The organism is Pseudomonas sp. Z3-8, from assembly GCF_051131975.1.
Taxonomy (GTDB): Bacteria; Pseudomonadota; Gammaproteobacteria; order Pseudomonadales; family Pseudomonadaceae; genus Aquipseudomonas.
Window position 1 is genome coordinate 1,823,849 of record NZ_CP071643.1, and the last position, 17,072, is coordinate 1,840,920.

The following is a 17,072-nucleotide window of genomic DNA, read 5'->3' on the forward strand; positions in this document are numbered from 1 at the left end:
TCCGTCTAAGTAAGACAAGGTAAAGAACGAACATGGGCAGCATGCATCCCGTACAGGTGATCGCGGTGACCGGCGGCAAAGGTGGCGTCGGGAAGACTAACGTGTCAGTGAACTTGTCCCTGGCTCTGGCAGAGCTTGGCCGACGGGTCATGCTGCTGGACGCCGACCTGGGCCTGGCGAACGTCGACGTGCTGCTGGGGCTCACCCCCAAGCGCACGCTGGCGGACGTGATCGAAGGCCGCTGCGAACTGCGCGACGTGCTCCTCCAGGGGCCTGGCGGGATTCGCATCGTGCCGGCCGCCTCCGGTACCCAAAGCATGGTTCACCTGACGCCGGCGCAGCACGCCGGCCTGATCCAGGCTTTCAGCGACATCGGCGACAACCTCGATGTGCTGGTGATCGACACGGCCGCCGGTATCGGTGACTCGGTGGTCAGTTTTGTCCGCGCCGCCCAGGAAGTCCTGCTGGTGGTTTGCGACGAACCGACCTCCATCACCGATGCCTACGCCCTGATCAAACTGCTTAACCGCGACTATGGCATGAACCGCTTCCGCGTCCTGGCCAACATGGCCCAGAGCCCGCAGGAAGGACGCAACCTGTTCGCCAAGTTGACGAAGGTCACGGATCGCTTCCTGGACGTCGCCCTACAATATGTCGGCGCAGTGCCTTACGACGAAAGCGTACGCAAGGCTGTCCAGAAGCAACGTGCCGTTTATGAAGCTTTTCCACGTTCCAAATGCGCGCTGGCGTTCAAGGCTATCGCCCAGAAGGTCGATACCTGGCCGCTGCCGGCCAACCCTCGCGGGCATCTGGAATTTTTCGTCGAGCGTCTCGTGCAACAAACGGCAGGGCCCGTGTTATGACAGCCAGCGGTTACAACCATCTCTACAAAAAATCGGCACGGGACGCCCAGTACGAACTGATCGAGCGTTATGCGCCGTTGGTCAAGCGCATCGCCTATCACTTGCTGGCACGCTTGCCGGCCAGCGTCCAGGTCGAAGACTTGATCCAGGCGGGCATGATCGGCCTGCTCGAAGTGTCGAACAAATACGACGCGAGCAAGGGCGCCAGTTTCGAAACGTATGCCGGTATCCGGATTCGCGGAGCGATGCTCGATGAAGTCCGCAAGGGCGACTGGGCGCCGCGTTCGGTGCACCGCAATACCCGTATGGTCAGTGACGCGATCCGCGCGATTGAAGCTAAAACCGGGCGTGACGCTAAAGATCACGAAGTTGCGGCCGAACTCCAGTTGAGTCTCGATGATTATTACGGGATTTTGAACGATACCTTGGGCAGCCGCCTGTTCAGTTTCGACGACCTTTTGCAGGACGGCGAGCACGAAGGGCTGCACGAGGACAATGCGAGTGCTCACATGGAGCCGTCGCGTGACCTGGAAGACGAACGTTTCCAGAGCGCGCTGGCGGATGCGATTGCCAATTTGCCGGAGCGTGAGCGACTGGTCTTGGCGCTGTACTACGACGAAGAGCTGAACCTCAAGGAAATCGGTGAGGTCCTGGGGGTCAGCGAATCGCGGGTCAGCCAGTTACACAGCCAGTGCGCGGCCCGCTTGCGGGGGCGTTTGGGGGAGTGGCGAGCGCGCTGACAGGCAGTGTGGGGACGCTGCGAGCGGGGCTGGCATGGCATGTGCCGGGCCAGTCTCCATCCGTGGGACTCCATACCGTTGTCGAGTGTTGTGCCGGATTGATTGAAATGGCGCGTCCAGGTGCTGGGCGCGTTTAAGACTGCTTGGAGGTCGAATTGGACAAGAACATGAAAATCCTCATCGTTGATGACTTCTCAACGATGCGGCGGATCATAAAAAACCTGTTGCGTGACCTCGGGTTCACCAACACGGTCGAGGCTGACGATGGCACCACTGCCATTCCAGTCCTCAACAGCGGGAGCATCGACTTTCTGGTGACTGACTGGAACATGCCCGGCATGACCGGTATCGACTTGCTGCGCCACGTACGCGCCGATGAAAAACTCAAGCACCTGCCGGTGCTGATGGTCACCGCCGAAGCCAAGCGCGAGCAGATCATCGAAGCAGCCCAGGCCGGTGTAAACGGCTATGTGGTCAAACCCTTCACGGCCCAGGCGTTGAAAGAGAAGATCGAAAAAATCTTCGAACGCATCGGTTAACGGCGCCACGGGGGGAGCTATGGACAACGAATCTTCAATGGGCGATTTCGAATCGACCCTGAAAAAACATGCCCGCGAACTGGTCGACAGCCTTGAAAAGGGCCGCTTCGGTGACGCGGTTCAAATGATTCATGAGCTCAACCAGACCCGTGACCGCGGTCTGTACCAGGAAGTCGGCAAGCTCACCCGTGAACTGCACAGCGCGATCGTCAATTTCCAGATCGATCCGAACATGCCACAGGCCGAGGAAGTCTCGCAGATCACCGACGCCACCGAGCGCCTGGGGTATGTGGTCAAGCTGACCGAAGCCGCGGCCAACCGCACCATGGACCTGGTGGAAAGCGCTACTCCGCTGGTCAACGGCCTGAGCGAGGAAGCCCAGGCGTTGAGTACCGATTGGGGGCGCTTCATGCGTCGCGAAGTCGGTGCCGAGGAGTTTCGCGAGTTGGCCCGTCGGGTCGACGGTTTCCTGACGCGCAGCAGCAGCGAAAACCGCGCCGTGGCGAGCAATCTCAATGACATCCTGCTGGCCCAGGACTACCAGGACCTGACAGGCCAGGTGATCAAGCGCGTGACCCAGTTGGTTACCGAAGTGGAAAGCAATTTGCTCAAACTGGTGCTCATGGCCAGCCAGGTTGATCGCTTTGCGGGCATCGAACACGACCGTGCGGCGATACTTGCTGAAAAAGATCCACAAAAACATCTCTCTCAGGGTGAAGGTCCGCAGATTCATGCCGATAAAAGAGAAGACGTTGTGTCCGGTCAGGACGATGTGGACGATTTGTTGTCCAGCCTTGGATTTTGAGTTTTAGCCCTATTTTAGGAGCAGCCATTAATGAGCTTCGGCGCCGATGAAGAGATCCTTCAGGATTTCCTGGTTGAGGCCGGCGAGATTCTAGAGCAACTGTCCGAACAGCTGGTCGAGCTGGAAAGCCGACCAGATGATGCGGATCTGCTCAATGCAATTTTTCGCGGTTTCCACACTGTAAAAGGAGGCGCCGGCTTCCTCCAGCTCAATGAGCTGGTGGAGTGCTGCCACATTGCCGAAAACGTGTTCGACATCCTGCGCAAGGGTGAGCGTCGCGTTGACTCGGAATTGATGGACGTCGTGCTCGAAGCGCTGGATGCGGTCAACAGCATGTTCAGCGAAGTGCGCGAGCGTTCGCCGATCACCCCCGCCACGCCTGAGCTGCTTGCTGCATTGGCGCGCCTGGCCGAGCCGCAGTCGGCTGACGAAGCCGCGCCGGTCGCCGAGCCTGTTGCTGAAGAGCCGGTTGCCGAGGAATCGGGTGACATTACCGACCACGAATTTGAGTCGCTGCTGGACTCGCTGAGTGCCGTCAAGGCCCAGGCCGAGGCTCCGGCCGCACCCGCTGCGCCAGCCGCTGCTGCTGCCCCTGGCAGTGATGAAATCACCGACGCCGAGTTCGAGTCGTTGCTCGACCAGCTCCACGGCAAAGGCCAGTTCGCTCCTGATGCCGTTGCCGCCCCGGCGGCACCGGCCGCGCCAAAGGCTGCGGGGGATAACTCCGACATCACCGACGACGAATTCGAAGCGTTGCTCGACCAGTTGCACGGCAAGGGCACCTTTGCCGTCGATGCGCTGGATTCGGCCATCGCTGCTGCGCCAGCCCCGGCCAAGCCAACCGCGGCCGCCGCCGGTGGCGACCTGATCAGCGACCACGAGTTCGAATCACTGCTCGACGAATTGCACGGCAAGGGCAAGTTCAGCGAAGTCGGGACGGCCACCGCCGCGCCTGCCGCCGCCACTGCTGCGCCGGCCGCCAAGGCCGTGCCCAAGCCCGCTGCCAAGGCACCGGAGTCGAAGGCCGAGACACCCAAGCCTGTCGCCGCCGCAGCGCCGGCACCAGCCCGTGCGCCGTCTGCGCCGCCTGCGGAGAAACCGGCGAGCGAAGCCGAGACCACCGTTCGGGTCGACACCGCGCGCCTGGACGAAATCATGAACATGGTCGGCGAACTGGTGCTGGTGCGTAACCGCCTGGTGCGCCTGGGCCTCAACAGCCAGGACGAAGCGATGTCCAAGGCCGTGTCGAACCTCGACGTGGTCACGGCTGACCTGCAGACCGCGGTCATGAAGACCCGGATGCAGCCGATCAAGAAAGTCTTCGGGCGCTTCCCGCGCCTGGTTCGTGACCTGGCTCGCCAGCTCAAGAAAGAGATCAACCTGGAACTGGTGGGTGAAGAGACCGACCTCGACAAGAACCTTGTCGAGGCCCTGGCCGACCCGCTGGTCCACTTGGTGCGCAACGCGGTCGACCACGGCATCGAGTCGCCGGAAGAGCGCGAGGCCTCGGGCAAGGTCCGCAGCGGCAAGGTGATCCTGGCCGCCGAGCAGGAGGGCGACCACATCCTGCTGTCGATCTCCGACGACGGCAAGGGCATGGACCCGCACGTACTCCGCGCGATCGCGGTGAAACGCGGCGTAATGGACAAGGACGCGGCCGATCGCCTGAGCGACACCGAGTGCTACAACCTGATTTTCGCTCCGGGCTTCTCGACCAAGACCGAGATCTCCGACGTGTCGGGTCGTGGCGTGGGCATGGACGTGGTGAAAACCAAGATTTCCCAGCTCAACGGCTCGATCAACATCTACTCGACCAAGGGCCAGGGCTCGAAAATCGTCATCAAGGTCCCGTTGACCCTGGCGATCATGCCGACCCTGATGGTGATGCTGGGCAACCAGGCCTTCGCCTTCCCGCTGGTGAACGTCAACGAGATCTTCCACCTCGACCTGTCGCGCACCAACGTGGTCGACGGCCAGGAAGTGGTCATCGTACGGGACAAGGCGCTGCCGCTGTTCTACCTCAAGCGCTGGCTGGTCAGCTCCGCCGCCCATGTCGAGCAGGGCGAGGGCCACGTGGTGATCCTTTCGGTGGGCACCCAGCGGATCGGCTTCGTCGTCGACCAACTGGTGGGCCAGGAAGAAGTGGTCATCAAGCCGTTGGGCAAGATGCTCCAGGGCACCCCGGGCATGTCCGGCGCCACCATCACCGGCGACGGCCGCATCGCGTTGATTCTCGATGTGCCTAGCATGCTCAAGCGCTACGCCGCCCGGCGTATTTGATTCTGGAGGGGTGCGGCCTGGCGCCGCGCCTCGTCTAACGGAGTGTTTATGGTAGTTAAAGTCCTGGTGGTGGACGATTCGGGGTTCTTCCGCCGCCGCGTCTCGGAAATTCTTTCGGCGGACACCAGCATTCAGGTCGTCGGTACGGCGACCAACGGCAAAGAGGCGATCGATCAGGCGCTGGCGCTCAAGCCGGACGTGATCACCATGGACTACGAGATGCCGATGATGGATGGCATCACGGCGGTGCGGCATATCATGCAGCGCTGCCCGACCCCGGTATTGATGTTCTCGTCCCTGACCCATGAAGGCGCCCGTGTCACCCTCGATGCGCTGGACGCCGGGGCGGTCGACTTCCTGCCGAAGAATTTCGAAGACATCTCGCGCAACCCGGACAAGGTCCGCCAGTTGCTGTGCGAGAAAGTCCACAGCATTTCCCGCAGCAATCGCCGGGTCAGTGCCTACAGCGCACCGGCGCCCGCGCCGGTTGTTGCGCCGACGTCCGCGCCCGCGTCTTCTTCCTCGTCGAGCAGCTTCAATCCGGCCCCGGTACGCAGTGCTCCGGCACCGGCGCCGGCGCGTTCGGCACCGGCCAGCGCAGCGTCGCCGGCACCCAAGCGCAAGGCCTACAAACTGGTTGCCATCGGTACGTCCACCGGCGGCCCGGTGGCGCTGCAGCGGGTCCTGACCCAACTGCCGGCGAATTTCCCAGCCCCCATCGTGCTGATCCAGCACATGCCTGCGGCGTTCACCAAGGCGTTTGCCGAGCGCCTGGACAAACTCTGCCGCATCAGCGTCAAGGAAGCCGAGGACGGCGACATCCTGCGGCCGGGGCTGGCGCTGTTGGCGCCGGGTGGCAAGCAGATGATGATCGACGGCCGTGGCGCGGTGAAAATCCTGCCAGGTGACGAGCGTCTCAACTACAAGCCTTGCGTGGACATTACCTTCGGTTCCGCGGCGAAATCCTACGGCGACAAAGTTCTGGCGGTGGTCCTCACCGGCATGGGCGCTGACGGTCGCGAGGGCGCGCGCCTGCTCAAGCAGGGCGGCAGCGCCATCTGGGCCCAGGACGAGGCCAGTTGCGTGATCTATGGCATGCCCATGGCAATCGTCAAGGCCGACCTGGCCGACGCGGTCTACAGCCTGGACGACATAGGTAAACATCTGGTCGAGGCGTGCCTGTAATGGACGTGCTCAGCCTGATCGGCATCATCATGGCGTTCGTAGCCATCATTGGTGGCAATTACCTGGAAGGCGGTCACCTCGGCGCGTTGGCCAATGGCCCGGCCGCGTTGATCGTGATCGGTGGCACCGTAGGCGCTGCGCTGTTGCAGTCGCCGATGAGCGCCTTCAAGCGCGCCATGCAGGTATTGGTGTGGATTCTGTTCCCGCCGCGGGTCGACCTGGCCGGCGGCATCGACCGCGTGGTGAACTGGAGCCTGACCGCCCGCAAGGAAGGTCTGCTGGGTCTGGAAGGGGTGGCCGACGCCGAACCCGACAGCTACTCGCGCAAGGGCCTGCAATTGCTGGTCGACGGCGCCGAGCCGGAAGCGATCCGCAGCATCCTGGAGGTGGATTTCTACACCCAGGAAAGTCGCGACATCGAAGCGGCGAAAGTCTTCGAAAGCATGGGCGGCTATGCGCCGACCATCGGCATCATCGGTGCGGTGATGGGCCTGATCCATGTGATGGGCAACCTGGCCGACCCGTCGCAGCTGGGCAGCGGCATTGCGGTGGCCTTCGTCGCGACCATCTATGGCGTGGCGAGCGCCAACCTGGTGCTGCTGCCGATCGCGGCCAAGCTCAAGTCCATCGCCATGCGCCAGTCGCGCTACCGCGAAATGCTGCTGGAAGGGATCCTGTCGATCGCCGAAGGTGAAAACCCGCGCTCCATCGAATTGAAGCTCCAGGGCTTCATGGACTGATGGGAGACATGGAACATGGCACGTCGCAGACATCGTGAAGAACACGTCAACCATGAACGCTGGCTGGTTTCCTACGCCGACTTCATCACGTTGCTGTTTGCCTTTTTTGTGGTCATGTATTCGATCTCCTCGGTCAACGAGGGCAAGTACAAGGTCATTTCCGAAGCGTTGATTGGCGTTTTCACTGATTCGGACCGTGCTCTCAAGCCGATTCCCATCGGCGACGAACGCCCAAAGACGACGACCCCGGCCAAGCCGTTGGTCAAGGACAGCGAGCAGGTTGATGCTGGCATTGCCGGTGGCAGCGATCCGTTGAAAAGCATTGCCGACGACATCAGCGCGGCGTTCGGCGACCTGATCAGCTCCAACCAGATGACCGTGCGCGGCAATGAGTTGTGGGTCGAGATCGAGCTCAACTCCAGCCTGCTGTTCGGTAGCGGCGACGCGATGCCTAGCGACATGGCGTTCAATATCATCGATAAGGTCGCGGCGATCCTGAAACCGTTCGACAACCCGATCCACGTCGAAGGTTTCACTGATGACCAGCCGATCCGCACCGCGCAGTATCCGACCAACTGGGAGCTGTCGTCGGCCCGTTCGGCGAGCATTGTGCGCATGCTTGCCATGCAGGGCGTCAATCCCGGGCGCCTGGCCTCGGTGGGGTATGGCGAATTCCAGCCGGTGGCCAACAACGCCACCGCCGAAGGGCGCGCGCGCAACCGGCGGGTAGTGCTGGTGGTGTCGCGCAACCTTGATGTCCGGCGCAGCCTGACCGGTACCGGCACCGCCAATGCAAAACCCGATGCGGCATTGAAGCGGGCTGGCACACAAACTGCACCGACCCCGGTCAAGTCGCCGGAAAGACAGAACGCCGTCAATTCTCCGTCACCGGCTTTATAACCGAGCTATTTCTCGGTCGAACCCGTTTCGACCGGGAGGAACGATCCGAATGAGAGTCTGGGCAGTCGCCAATCAAAAAGGTGGTGTGGGCAAAACCACATCCTCCATCGCTTTAGCCGGTTTGCTGGCCGAGGCGGGCAAGCGCGTGGTCATCGTCGATCTGGACCCCCACGGCTCGATGACCAGCTATTTCGGCTACGATCCCGATAGCCTGGAGCACAGCAACTACGACTTGTTCCTGCACAAGGGCAGCGTGCCCGAGGGCTTGCCGGGCCAGTTGTTGCTGTCTACCAGTGACGAGCGGATTTCCCTGCTGCCATCGAGCACGGCCCTGGCCACCCTGGAGCGCCAGTCGCCCGGGCAGGGCGGTCTGGGCCTGGTGATCGCCAAGAGTCTGGCGCAGCTGTGGCAGGATTTCGATTACGCAATCATCGACAGCCCGCCATTGCTCGGGCTACTGATGGTCAACGCCCTGGCCGCGAGCCAGCAACTGGTGATTCCGGTGCAGACCGAGCACCTGGCTGTCAAAGGCCTGGAGCGCATGGTCAACACCCTGGCGATGGTCAACCGCTCGCGCAAGCAATCCCTGGCGTTCAACATCGTGCCGACCCTGTTCGACCGTCGCACCCAGGCGTCCCTCGGTACCCTGCGCGTGCTGCGCGATATGTACCCGGACGACATCTGGCAAGGTTATATCCCGGTCGATACGCGTCTGCGCGATGCCAGCCGCGCCGGAGTGACCCCTTCGCAATTCGATGGCAAGAGCCGTGGCGTCCTGGCCTATCGCGCGCTTCTCAAGCATCTGCTGGCCCAGCAGCTCGTTCCGCAGCAGGTGGCTTGAAGTGACGAAGTTTTCCACAGCCGTTGTGCTTGCTTGCGGGCGCTCAAGTCCTGACGTATCCATGCCGATAACCTTTTCAAGTGGCGCACAGTTCTCATGAACCGCCCGATCAAGACAACCTCGCGTCCGCAACTGGCCTTGCAGTCCTACCTGGACGGGCTCTTGCAGGAAGCGACCGAAGAATTGCCAGCGCCGCCGAGCGCGGCCGAGGCGTTGCCCGAGCCCGTCGTCGAAGCCGAAGCTGAAGCTGTACTGGACGAGTTCCAGGCGGCCGTGCTCGAAGAGCAGGCCCGTGATGCACGGATTTCCATGACTGCCGCAGCGGTCGAGGCGCCGCTCGTCAAGCCGAAGGTAGCCGTGATGGAAGCGCCCGCGCCGATCCTGGCGCCGGTCTCGACCGTTGCACCGTTGTTGCAGGGCCTGGTGACGCCGGTAGTGGAAATCCACTTGCCGCCGCCGAGCAACACACCGCCGCCGGTGCAGGGCGACGACCGTCCGGCCTGGGCCGCCGAGCCGTTCGAGTGTCTGTTGTTCGATGTGGCCGGGTTGACCCTGGCGGTGCCGCTGGTGTGCCTGGGATCGATTTATTCCCTGGCGGGGCAGGAATTGACGCCGTTGTTCGGCCAGCCGGAATGGTTCCTCGGGATCCTGCCGAGCCAGGCCGGCAACCTGAAGGTGCTGGACACCGCGCGCTGGGTCATGCCGGACCGTTATCGCGATGATTTTCGCCAGGGCCTGCAATACGTGATTTCAGTGCAAGGCTACGAGTGGGGATTGGCGGTGCATCAGGTCAGCCGTTCGCTGCGCCTGGACCCGAACGAAATCAAATGGCGCAGCCATCGAGGACAACGGCCATGGCTGGCCGGTACGGTGATCGAACACATGTGCGCCTTGCTGGACGTTTCCGAACTGGCGGAGCTGATCGCCAGCGGCGGGGCAAAACACCTGGGCGGCAGCAAGCCGGTCCAGAAACCGAAATAAGACAACCGGGGGCGCAGGGCGCCGCCGGACAGAACACACACCGCCACAGGCGGTTTTTCGAGGGGTCAGGGTATGAATGATAAGGCGTCGTCTCAAAAGGGTTCTGAAGATCCGATTCTGCAATGGGTGACCTTCAAGCTCGATAACGAAACCTACGGCATCAACGTGATGCGCGTTCAGGAAGTGCTGCGCTACACCGAGATCGCCCCGGTTCCAGGTGCGCCAAGCTATGTGCTGGGGATCATCAACCTGCGTGGCAACGTGGTCACCGTGATCGATACCCGTCAACGCTTCGGCCTGATGAACGCCGAGATCAGCGACAACACTCGGATCGTCATCATCGAAGCCGACAAGCAAGTGGTTGGCATCATGGTCGACAGCGTCGCCGAAGTGGTTTACCTGCGTCAGTCGGAAATCGAAACCGCGCCGAACGTCGGTAACGAAGAGTCCGCCAAGTTCATTCAGGGCGTGTGCAACAAGAACAACGAGTTGCTGATCCTGGTTGAACTGGACAAGATGATGAGCGAAGAAGAGTGGTCGGAACTGGAGAGTATCTGATTTGATTCTTGAGGTAGCAGTCATTGTCCTGTTCCTTTTCTGGGCAGGCACGCTGGCAATGTTCTTGTCCTATATACGCGGCCAGCGGCAGATCGCCGCTCAGCAGGCCCAGGGCGATGCGCTGCGCGATCAGCGCATCCGCGACCTGGCCAAGCGGGTCGACGACTATCAGAACGGCACCGTGCGCATGGGCGAAGCGCTCCATGAGCTGCGTGCCGTGGTCGGGCCATTGCCGGACAAACTGGCGCAGCTGGAACAGCGCGACCCCTCCAGCCTGTCCTTCGCCCAGGCCGCCCGCCTGGTCGGCATGGGCGCCAGCGTCGACGAACTGACCCAGGCGTGTGGTCTGACCCAGGCCGAAGCGGAATTGATGAGCAAGTTGCACAAGGGCGGCTGAAGCTATTTCTCCCCCTGAACCCTGTGGGAGCGAGCCTGCTCGCGAAAGCGGTGTGACAGTCAATAAAGATGTTGACTGACCGGACGCTTTCGCGAGCAAGCTCGCTCCCACAGGTTTTTCTGGCGTTCGAAATAATCAATCCAACCCCGCCCCCGTGGCGAGGGAGCGTTGTCGCTGGTCAGTAATCATTCCCGCGGTCCGTGACGTCTTTGTGGGAGCGAGCCTGCTCGCGAAAGCGGTGTGACAGTCAATGGAGATGTTGACTGACCGGACGCCTTCGCGAGCAGGCTCGCTCCCACAGGTTTTTCTGGCGTTCGAAATAATCAATCCAACCCCGCCCCCGTGGCGAGGGAGCTTGCTCCCGCTGGGTCGCGCAGCGGCCCCAGGCTTTTTACGGCCGCTGCGCAGCCGAGCGGGAGCAAGCTCCCTCGCCACGGGGGTAGCGTCGTGGCTGGTCAGTAATCATCCCCGTGTTCCGCGACGTCTGTGTGGGAGCGAGCCTGCTCGCGAAAGCGGCGTGACAGTCAATAGAGATGCTGACTGACCGGACGCCTTCGCTAGCAAGCTCGCTCCCACAGGTTTTTCTGGCGTTCAGAAATAGTCATTCCCACCCAGACCCCGCTCCCGCTGGGTCGCGCAGCGGCCCCAGGCTTTTGCGGCCGCTGCGCAGCCGAGCGGGAGCAAGCTCCCTCGCCACGGGGGTAGCGTCGTCGCTGGTCAGTAACCATTCCCGCGGTCCGTGAGGTCTGTGTGGGAGCGAGCCTGCTCGCGAAAGCGGTGTGACAGTCAATGGAGATGTTGACTGACCGGACGCCTTCGCGAGCAGGCTCGCTCCCACAGGTTTTTCTGGCGTTCGAAATAATCAATCCAACCCCGCCCCCGTGGCGAGGGAGCGTTGTCGCTGGTCAGTAATCATCCCCGCGGTCCGTGACTGTGTGGGAGCGAGCCTGCTCGCGAAAGCGGCATAACAGTCAATGGAGATGTTGACTGACCGGACGCCTTCGCGAGCAGGCTCGCTCCCACAGGTTTTTCTGGCGTTCGAAATAATCAATCCAACCCCGCCCCCGTGGCGAGGGAGCGTTGTCGCTGGTCAGTAATCATTCCCGCGGTCCGTGACTGTGTGGGAGCGAGCCTGCTCGCGAAAGCGGTGTGACAGTCAATGGAGATGTTGACTGACCGGACGCCTTCGCGAGCAGGCTCGCTCCCACAGGTTTTTCTGGCGTTCGAAATAATCAATCCAACCCCGCCCCCGTGGCGAGGGAGCTTGCTCCCGCTGGGTCGCGCAGCGGCCCCAGGCTTTTTGCGGCCGCTGCGCAGCCGAGCGGGAGCAAGCTCCCTCGCCACGGGGTGGCGTTGTCGCTGGTCAGTAATCATCCCCGCGGTCCGTCACGTCCTTTTCGACATCCTGCGCGTGGGGGTCGAAGCCTTGGGGGAATTTGCCCTTCAGGTTCCAGGCAAAGGCAATGATCTCGGCGATCGTGCGATACAGCTCCTCGGGGATGCTGTCGCCCAACTCCAGCCGCGCCAGCAATTTCACCAATTCGGCGTTTTCATAGATCGGTACTTCGCTTTCCCGGGCGATGCGCAGGATTTCCTCGGCCAGGGCTTCGTCCCCCTTGGCGGTGAGAGTGGGGGCGTGGTGGCCGTCGTACTTGAGCGCGATGGCCTGGCGGGGTTCGGTATGGGTTGTCATGCGGTTTCGTCCACCCAGCGTTGATCCAGTCGGGTCTTGGGCCCCTGGGGCGGGGTGCCGAGGTGGCAATCCAGGTCGCCGACGTTCAGCCCGCACGTCACCAGGCGCTCACGCAGGGCGGTCAGGTTGCTTTCGATCAGGCTTGCGGTGTACGGCCTTTGCGCCCACAGCTGGCTGGACAGGCTGCCGCCGAGCAACTGGGCCTGAATCTGCAACGGGCCCAGCGGCTCCATGTCGAACGCCAGCTCGACCTTCCACAATTGCTGTTTCGCTTCGCGTGGTTCGCGGCGCTCGTCCGGCTGCTCCCGGGCAGGGGTTTCCTCGCGTTGGAACTTGACCTGCAATGGCACGATGTCCTGCAGGTTGCGCATCGGGATCTCCAACTGCCAGGTGCTCATCAGCCGGCCATCGTCGGTCAGCCCGGTCTGCTCCAGGCTCGACAACTGATGGCTTTGCAGGCGCGAGACAGCGGCTGCGGCCAGACGCAACAGGTGCTCCAGATCGCCTTCTTCGTCCTGGCCTTTGAGCAGGCGTGAGGGCAGCGGAAAACTCGTGGGTTGCGGCTTGGCGCTGACCTGGCCAAGCATCCCCAAGGCACTGCGCACGAAGCTGGGTAGCGCCTGGGCCAGGGTGTTGGCGGCGATGATGGCGCTGAGATTGGTGGACGCGGGCAGGGCCGGTGTCAGTTGGGCGATCAGTTTCAGCAGGTCGCCTTTCATGTCCGGGGCGAGGCTCGGCGGTTGCCCGGCGAGGAGTTTGCTCTCCAGGAACATGCCGCTGGCGACCATGGCCTGGGCCAGGCCCTTGGGTGTGCTCAGTTGCTGGACGTCTGGCAGACCGGCCAACAGGCGCGTTACCGCCGCGCGCAGCTCGGGGCCGGCGTCGTCGCTGGCGGGAAGGTTTTGCAGGGCAGTGAGCAAGCTGTCCAGCGAACCCTGGCGGCTCACCTGCGTAACCAGTTGCTGGCTGACCGCCAATTGCTCCTGGCGGTTGCTCAGGGGGACGAACTTCAAGGTCTGCGCATCCTGCACCTGAGCGCTCAATAACGTGCCGATGCGCAATGGCTGTGGACTGTCGATGTCCAGGGTGCTGCCGGCCTGGACGGTGTTGAGCAAACTCACCAGCGAGCGATATACCGCCGCTTGCCCTGGCAACTGCGGCAGCGCCTGGCTGGTCAGGACTTTACCCTGCAACAAGGTGCCCACGGGCAATTGCGCAGTGTCGATGCGGGTCAGGGTGGCGACACTGGACGCGAGCGCCTGTTGCACGGTGATCGCCAGGTTGCTGGCGGACGGCTGGGTCACGGCCAGGCTGGTACCTTGCGGCAACGGCTGGGCGCTGGTGGCCTGCACCGTGGCCTGCCGGCCGCTTTCCAGGGTCAGCTTGAGCAACAGCTGGAAGGCCTGGTCCGCCTGCTTGAGTGACAACACCTCGGCCTTGGCTGTCTGGCCCGGGCCGATCAGCCCCTCGGCGGGCGCCAGCAACTTGAGCAGCTCGCCAGTCACCGCCGGCATGCGTGTCGTTGCCGTGGGCTGGGGCAGCGGCGGGATGTTCATGTCGCCTGTCATCTGCGGTCTTACCTTGGGGAAATCAGCGCTCTTTGGAGCGAGGCTTCACATGTATAATGCCGCCCGCCTTCCAGAGAGCGGCGAAAATCTTGCAATTGTTTGACGCAGCTCTGTGGAACGGGCCGTCAATGCATCTATGCTGCATCACTTTAACGGCCGCTGCACTGCCGACTTGAACCGTATAAGGCCCGCGATCCCTTGACCAGTCCTTTCTTGCAAACCATCGGCCTCGCCTGCGAGCGAGACCTGCGGCTGCTTTTCGAAAATCTCGAATTGAGACTCTCGCGTGGCGATATGGTGCAAGTCAGTGGCCCCAACGGCAGCGGCAAGACCAGCCTGTTGCGCCTGCTGGCCGGGTTGATGCAACCCACCGCCGGCCAGGTGCTGCTTAACGGCCAGCCCCTCGACAGCCAGCGCAGCGAACTGGCCCGCAACCTGCTCTGGATCGGCCATGCCGCCGGTATCAAGGACCTGCTGACGCCGGAAGAAAACCTCAGCTGGCTGTGCGCCTTGCACCGGCCGGCCGGTCGCGAGGCGATCTGGCAGGCCCTGGCGGCGGTAGGTCTGAAGGGTTTCGAGGATGTGCCCAGCCACACACTGTCGGCCGGCCAGCAGCGCCGCGTGGCCCTGGCCCGTCTGTATCTGGACGGCCCGCCGCTGTGGATTCTCGACGAACCCTTCACCGCACTGGACAAGCAGGGCGTCGCGCAGCTCGAAGAACACCTGGCCCGGCATTGCGAGAGCGGCGGCATGGTGCTGTTGACGACCCATCACACGTTGACCCGGATGCCCGCCGGCTATCGCAGCATTGACCTGGGGAACTGGGCGGTATGAGTGTCTTTGGCCTGTTGCTTGCCCGTGAAGCGCGCCTGCTATGTCGGCGTCCGGCTGAACTGGCCAATCCGCTGGTGTTCTTTGCGATCGTCATCGCGCTGTTCCCTCTGGCGGTCGGTCCGGAGACTCAATTGTTGCAAACCTTGTCGCCAGGGCTGGTCTGGGTGGCCGCGCTTTTGTCGGTCCTGCTCTCGCTGGACGGGCTTTTCCGCAGTGATTTCGAAGACGGCTCCCTGGAACAGTGGGTCCTTTCGTCGCACCCCCTGGCCCTTCTGGTTTTGGCCAAGGTACTGGCACACTGGGTTTTTTCCGGCCTGGCGCTGGTGCTGCTCTCGCCGCTGCTTGCGATGATGCTGGGCTTGCCCGCCGCGTGCATGCCGGTGCTGCTGTTGTCACTGTTGCTCGGCACCCCGGTGCTGAGCCTGCTCGGCGCGGTGGGTGCTGCGCTGACGGTAGGGCTCAAGCGTGGCGGCTTGTTGCTGGCGCTGCTGATCCTGCCGCTGTACATACCGGTACTGATCCTCGGCAGTGGCGCCTTGCAAGCGGCGCTGCAAGGCCTGCCGGCAACCGGTTATCTGCTGTGGCTTGGGAGCCTGACCGCCCTGGCGATAACCCTGACACCCTTTGCAATAGCCGCTGGCCTGAAGATCAGCGTCGGCGAATAATAATGCGGCCTGGTCAGGAATTGACCACTTCCACTGGAAGCGAAGGCTGACCTGGCGGCTCGTGAAGACGAGCCGCAACCGTGATGGAAACTGCAATGAACTGGACCTGGTTTCATAAGCTCGGCTCACCCAAGTGGTTTTACGGCATCAGCGGCAAGATGCTGCCCTGGTTGAGTATCGCCGCCCTGTTGCTGATCGGCATCGGCCTGGTCTGGGGCCTGGCCTTCGCGCCGCCGGACTACCAGCAGGGCAACAGCTTTCGCATTATCTATATCCATGTTCCGGCGGCGATGCTCGCCCAGTCGATCTACGTGATGCTGGCGATCTGCGGTGTGGTCGGGCTGGTGTGGAAGATGAAGCTGGCCGACGTCGCGCTGCAATGCGCAGCGCCCATCGGTGCCTGGATGACCGCCGTGGCGCTGGTCACCGGGGCAATCTGGGGCAAGCCGACCTGGGGTTCGTGGTGGGTCTGGGATGCACGACTGACGTCGATGCTGATCCTGCTGTTCCTGTACTTCGGTCTTATTGCGCTGGGCAACGCCATCAGCAATCGTGACAGCGCGGCCAAGGCCTGCGCCGTACTGGCGATCGTCGGCGTGATCAACATCCCGATCATCAAGTACTCGGTGGAGTGGTGGAACACCCTGCACCAGGGCGCGACCTTCACCCTCACCGAAAAACCGGCGATGCCGGTCGAGATGTGGCTGCCGCTGCTGCTGACCGTGCTGGGTTTCTACTGCTTCTTCGGCGCGGTGCTGCTGCTGCGCATGCGCCTCGAGGTGCTCAAGCGCGAAGCCCGGGCCAGTTGGGTGAAAGCCGAAGTACAGAACAGCCTGGAGGCCGCTCGATGAGTTTTGCGTCATTCGGCGACTTCCTCGCCATGGGCCATCACGGCCTGTATGTCTGGTCAGCTTATGGCATCTGCCTGGCGGTGCTGGCCCTCAACGTGGCGGCGCCGATCCTGGCCCGCAAGCGGTATCTGCAACAAGAGGCGCGTCGTCTGCGTCGGGAGAACGGTCAGTGAATCCGCTGCGCAAAAAACGTCTTGTCATCATCCTGGCGATCCTGGTCGGCGTCGGCGCGGCGGTCGGCCTCGCCCTCAGCGCCTTGCAACAGAACATCAACCTGTTCTACACCCCGACCCAGATCGCCAATGGCGAAGCGCCCAAGGATACGCGCATCCGCGCTGGCGGCATGGTGGAGCAGGGCTCGCTGGTGCGTTCCGGTGATTCGCTGGACGTGAAGTTCAACGTCACCGACTTCAACAAGACCGTGACCATCACCTATCGCGGGATCCTCCCGGACCTGTTCCGCGAAGGGCAGGGCATCGTTGCCTTGGGCAAACTCAACGCCGATGGCGTGGTGGTGGCCGACGAGGTGCTGGCCAAGCACGATGAGAAATACATGCCGCCGGAAGTGACCAAGGCCCTGAAAGACAGCGGCCAGTCGGCGCCCGCTCCCGCTCCCGTGAAGGAGGGTTGAT

General features: G+C 62.5%; 19 protein-coding genes. 17 read left to right on the plus strand and 2 right to left on the minus strand.

The genetic code is table 11. The features are described from left to right. The first annotated feature begins 32 nt into the window (after nt 1-32). The 12 genes from fleN to J3P94_RS08585 all read left to right on the plus strand — a co-directional run bounded on the left by fleN (nt 33) and on the right by J3P94_RS08585 (nt 10,829). On the plus strand, nt 33-863 hold the full coding sequence (gene fleN, locus J3P94_RS08530) for a flagellar synthesis regulator FleN (protein ID WP_003184001.1): 831 nt from the start codon (nt 33-35) through the stop codon (nt 861-863). Next, entirely contained in the window at nt 860-1,603 is a 744-nt protein-coding gene (gene fliA, locus J3P94_RS08535; protein WP_014337177.1) for an RNA polymerase sigma factor FliA, read from the plus strand. The genes fleN and fliA overlap by 4 nt, the downstream gene beginning before the upstream one ends. 167 nt (nt 1,604-1,770) lie before the next feature. Then, a complete protein-coding gene (locus J3P94_RS08540) occupies nt 1,771-2,142 on the plus strand; it encodes a chemotaxis response regulator CheY (protein ID WP_003183998.1) in 372 nt (123 codons plus the stop codon). A gap of 19 nt (nt 2,143-2,161) precedes the next feature. After that, the gene (locus J3P94_RS08545; RefSeq protein WP_305499630.1) at nt 2,162-2,947 is read left to right on the plus strand and encodes a protein phosphatase CheZ; all 786 of its coding nucleotides are present in this window, start codon (nt 2,162-2,164) and stop codon (nt 2,945-2,947) included. Nucleotides 2,948-2,977: 30 nt separating this feature from the next. Next, nucleotides 2,978-5,227, plus strand: a complete 2,250-nt coding sequence (locus tag J3P94_RS08550) for a chemotaxis protein CheA (RefSeq protein WP_434572653.1) — start codon at nt 2,978-2,980, stop codon at nt 5,225-5,227. Between the two features lie 48 nt (nt 5,228-5,275). Next, entirely contained in the window at nt 5,276-6,412 is a 1,137-nt protein-coding gene (locus J3P94_RS08555) for a protein-glutamate methylesterase/protein-glutamine glutaminase (RefSeq protein WP_434572655.1), read from the plus strand. Further along, complete coding sequence (locus J3P94_RS08560; protein ID WP_434572657.1) at nt 6,412-7,152, plus strand: flagellar motor protein; 741 nt, start codon at nt 6,412-6,414, stop codon at nt 7,150-7,152. The genes J3P94_RS08555 and J3P94_RS08560 overlap by 1 nt, the downstream gene beginning before the upstream one ends. Nucleotides 7,153-7,167: 15 nt before the next feature. After that, nucleotides 7,168-8,052, plus strand: coding sequence for a flagellar motor protein MotD (gene motD / locus J3P94_RS08565; protein WP_434572659.1), 885 nt, complete (start codon nt 7,168-7,170; stop codon nt 8,050-8,052). Between the two features lie 49 nt (nt 8,053-8,101). Further along, nucleotides 8,102-8,893, plus strand: a complete 792-nt coding sequence (locus J3P94_RS08570) for a ParA family protein (RefSeq protein ID WP_434572661.1) — start codon at nt 8,102-8,104, stop codon at nt 8,891-8,893. Nucleotides 8,894-8,989: 96 nt separating this feature from the next. Continuing rightward, a complete protein-coding gene (locus J3P94_RS08575; protein ID WP_434572663.1) occupies nt 8,990-9,874 on the plus strand; it encodes a chemotaxis protein CheW in 885 nt (294 codons plus the stop codon). A gap of 72 nt (nt 9,875-9,946) precedes the next feature. Next, nucleotides 9,947-10,432: a chemotaxis protein CheW gene (locus J3P94_RS08580; RefSeq protein WP_003199144.1), complete on the plus strand. Its 486-nt coding sequence runs from the start codon at nt 9,947-9,949 to the stop codon at nt 10,430-10,432. Nucleotide 10,433: 1 nt separating this feature from the next. Then, on the plus strand, nt 10,434-10,829 hold the full coding sequence (locus J3P94_RS08585; RefSeq protein WP_305499641.1) for a DUF2802 domain-containing protein: 396 nt from the start codon (nt 10,434-10,436) through the stop codon (nt 10,827-10,829). Nucleotides 10,830-12,192: 1,363 nt separating this feature from the next. Here J3P94_RS08585 and J3P94_RS08590 read toward each other — a convergent pair. After that, entirely contained in the window at nt 12,193-12,522 is a 330-nt protein-coding gene (locus J3P94_RS08590) for an EscU/YscU/HrcU family type III secretion system export apparatus switch protein (RefSeq protein ID WP_434572665.1), read from the minus strand. After that, the gene (locus J3P94_RS08595) at nt 12,519-14,090 is read right to left on the minus strand and encodes a flagellar hook-length control protein FliK (RefSeq protein ID WP_434572667.1); all 1,572 of its coding nucleotides are present in this window, start codon (nt 14,088-14,090) and stop codon (nt 12,519-12,521) included. The genes J3P94_RS08590 and J3P94_RS08595 overlap by 4 nt, the downstream gene beginning before the upstream one ends. Nucleotides 14,091-14,288: 198 nt before the next feature. Here J3P94_RS08595 and ccmA point away from each other — a divergent pair, with 198 nt between their 5' ends. From ccmA to ccmE, 5 genes are all read left to right on the plus strand, one after another. Beyond that, complete coding sequence (gene ccmA / locus J3P94_RS08600) at nt 14,289-14,924, plus strand: cytochrome c biogenesis heme-transporting ATPase CcmA (RefSeq protein ID WP_434572669.1); 636 nt, start codon at nt 14,289-14,291, stop codon at nt 14,922-14,924. Then, nucleotides 14,921-15,589 carry a heme exporter protein CcmB gene (ccmB, locus tag J3P94_RS08605; RefSeq protein WP_434572671.1) on the plus strand — a complete coding sequence of 223 codons (669 nt, stop codon included), beginning with the start codon at nt 14,921-14,923 and terminating at the stop codon, nt 15,587-15,589. Before ccmA ends, ccmB begins: the two co-directional genes overlap by 4 nt. 95 nt (nt 15,590-15,684) lie before the next feature. Beyond that, nucleotides 15,685-16,440 carry a heme ABC transporter permease gene (locus tag J3P94_RS08610; RefSeq protein WP_434572673.1) on the plus strand — a complete coding sequence of 252 codons (756 nt, stop codon included), beginning with the start codon at nt 15,685-15,687 and terminating at the stop codon, nt 16,438-16,440. Beyond that, nucleotides 16,437-16,613, plus strand: a complete 177-nt coding sequence (gene ccmD / locus J3P94_RS08615) for a heme exporter protein CcmD (protein WP_007939192.1) — start codon at nt 16,437-16,439, stop codon at nt 16,611-16,613. The genes J3P94_RS08610 and ccmD overlap by 4 nt, the downstream gene beginning before the upstream one ends. After that, on the plus strand, nt 16,610-17,071 hold the full coding sequence (ccmE, locus tag J3P94_RS08620; protein WP_434572675.1) for a cytochrome c maturation protein CcmE: 462 nt from the start codon (nt 16,610-16,612) through the stop codon (nt 17,069-17,071). Before ccmD ends, ccmE begins: the two co-directional genes overlap by 4 nt. Nucleotide 17,072: the final 1 nt, after the last annotated feature.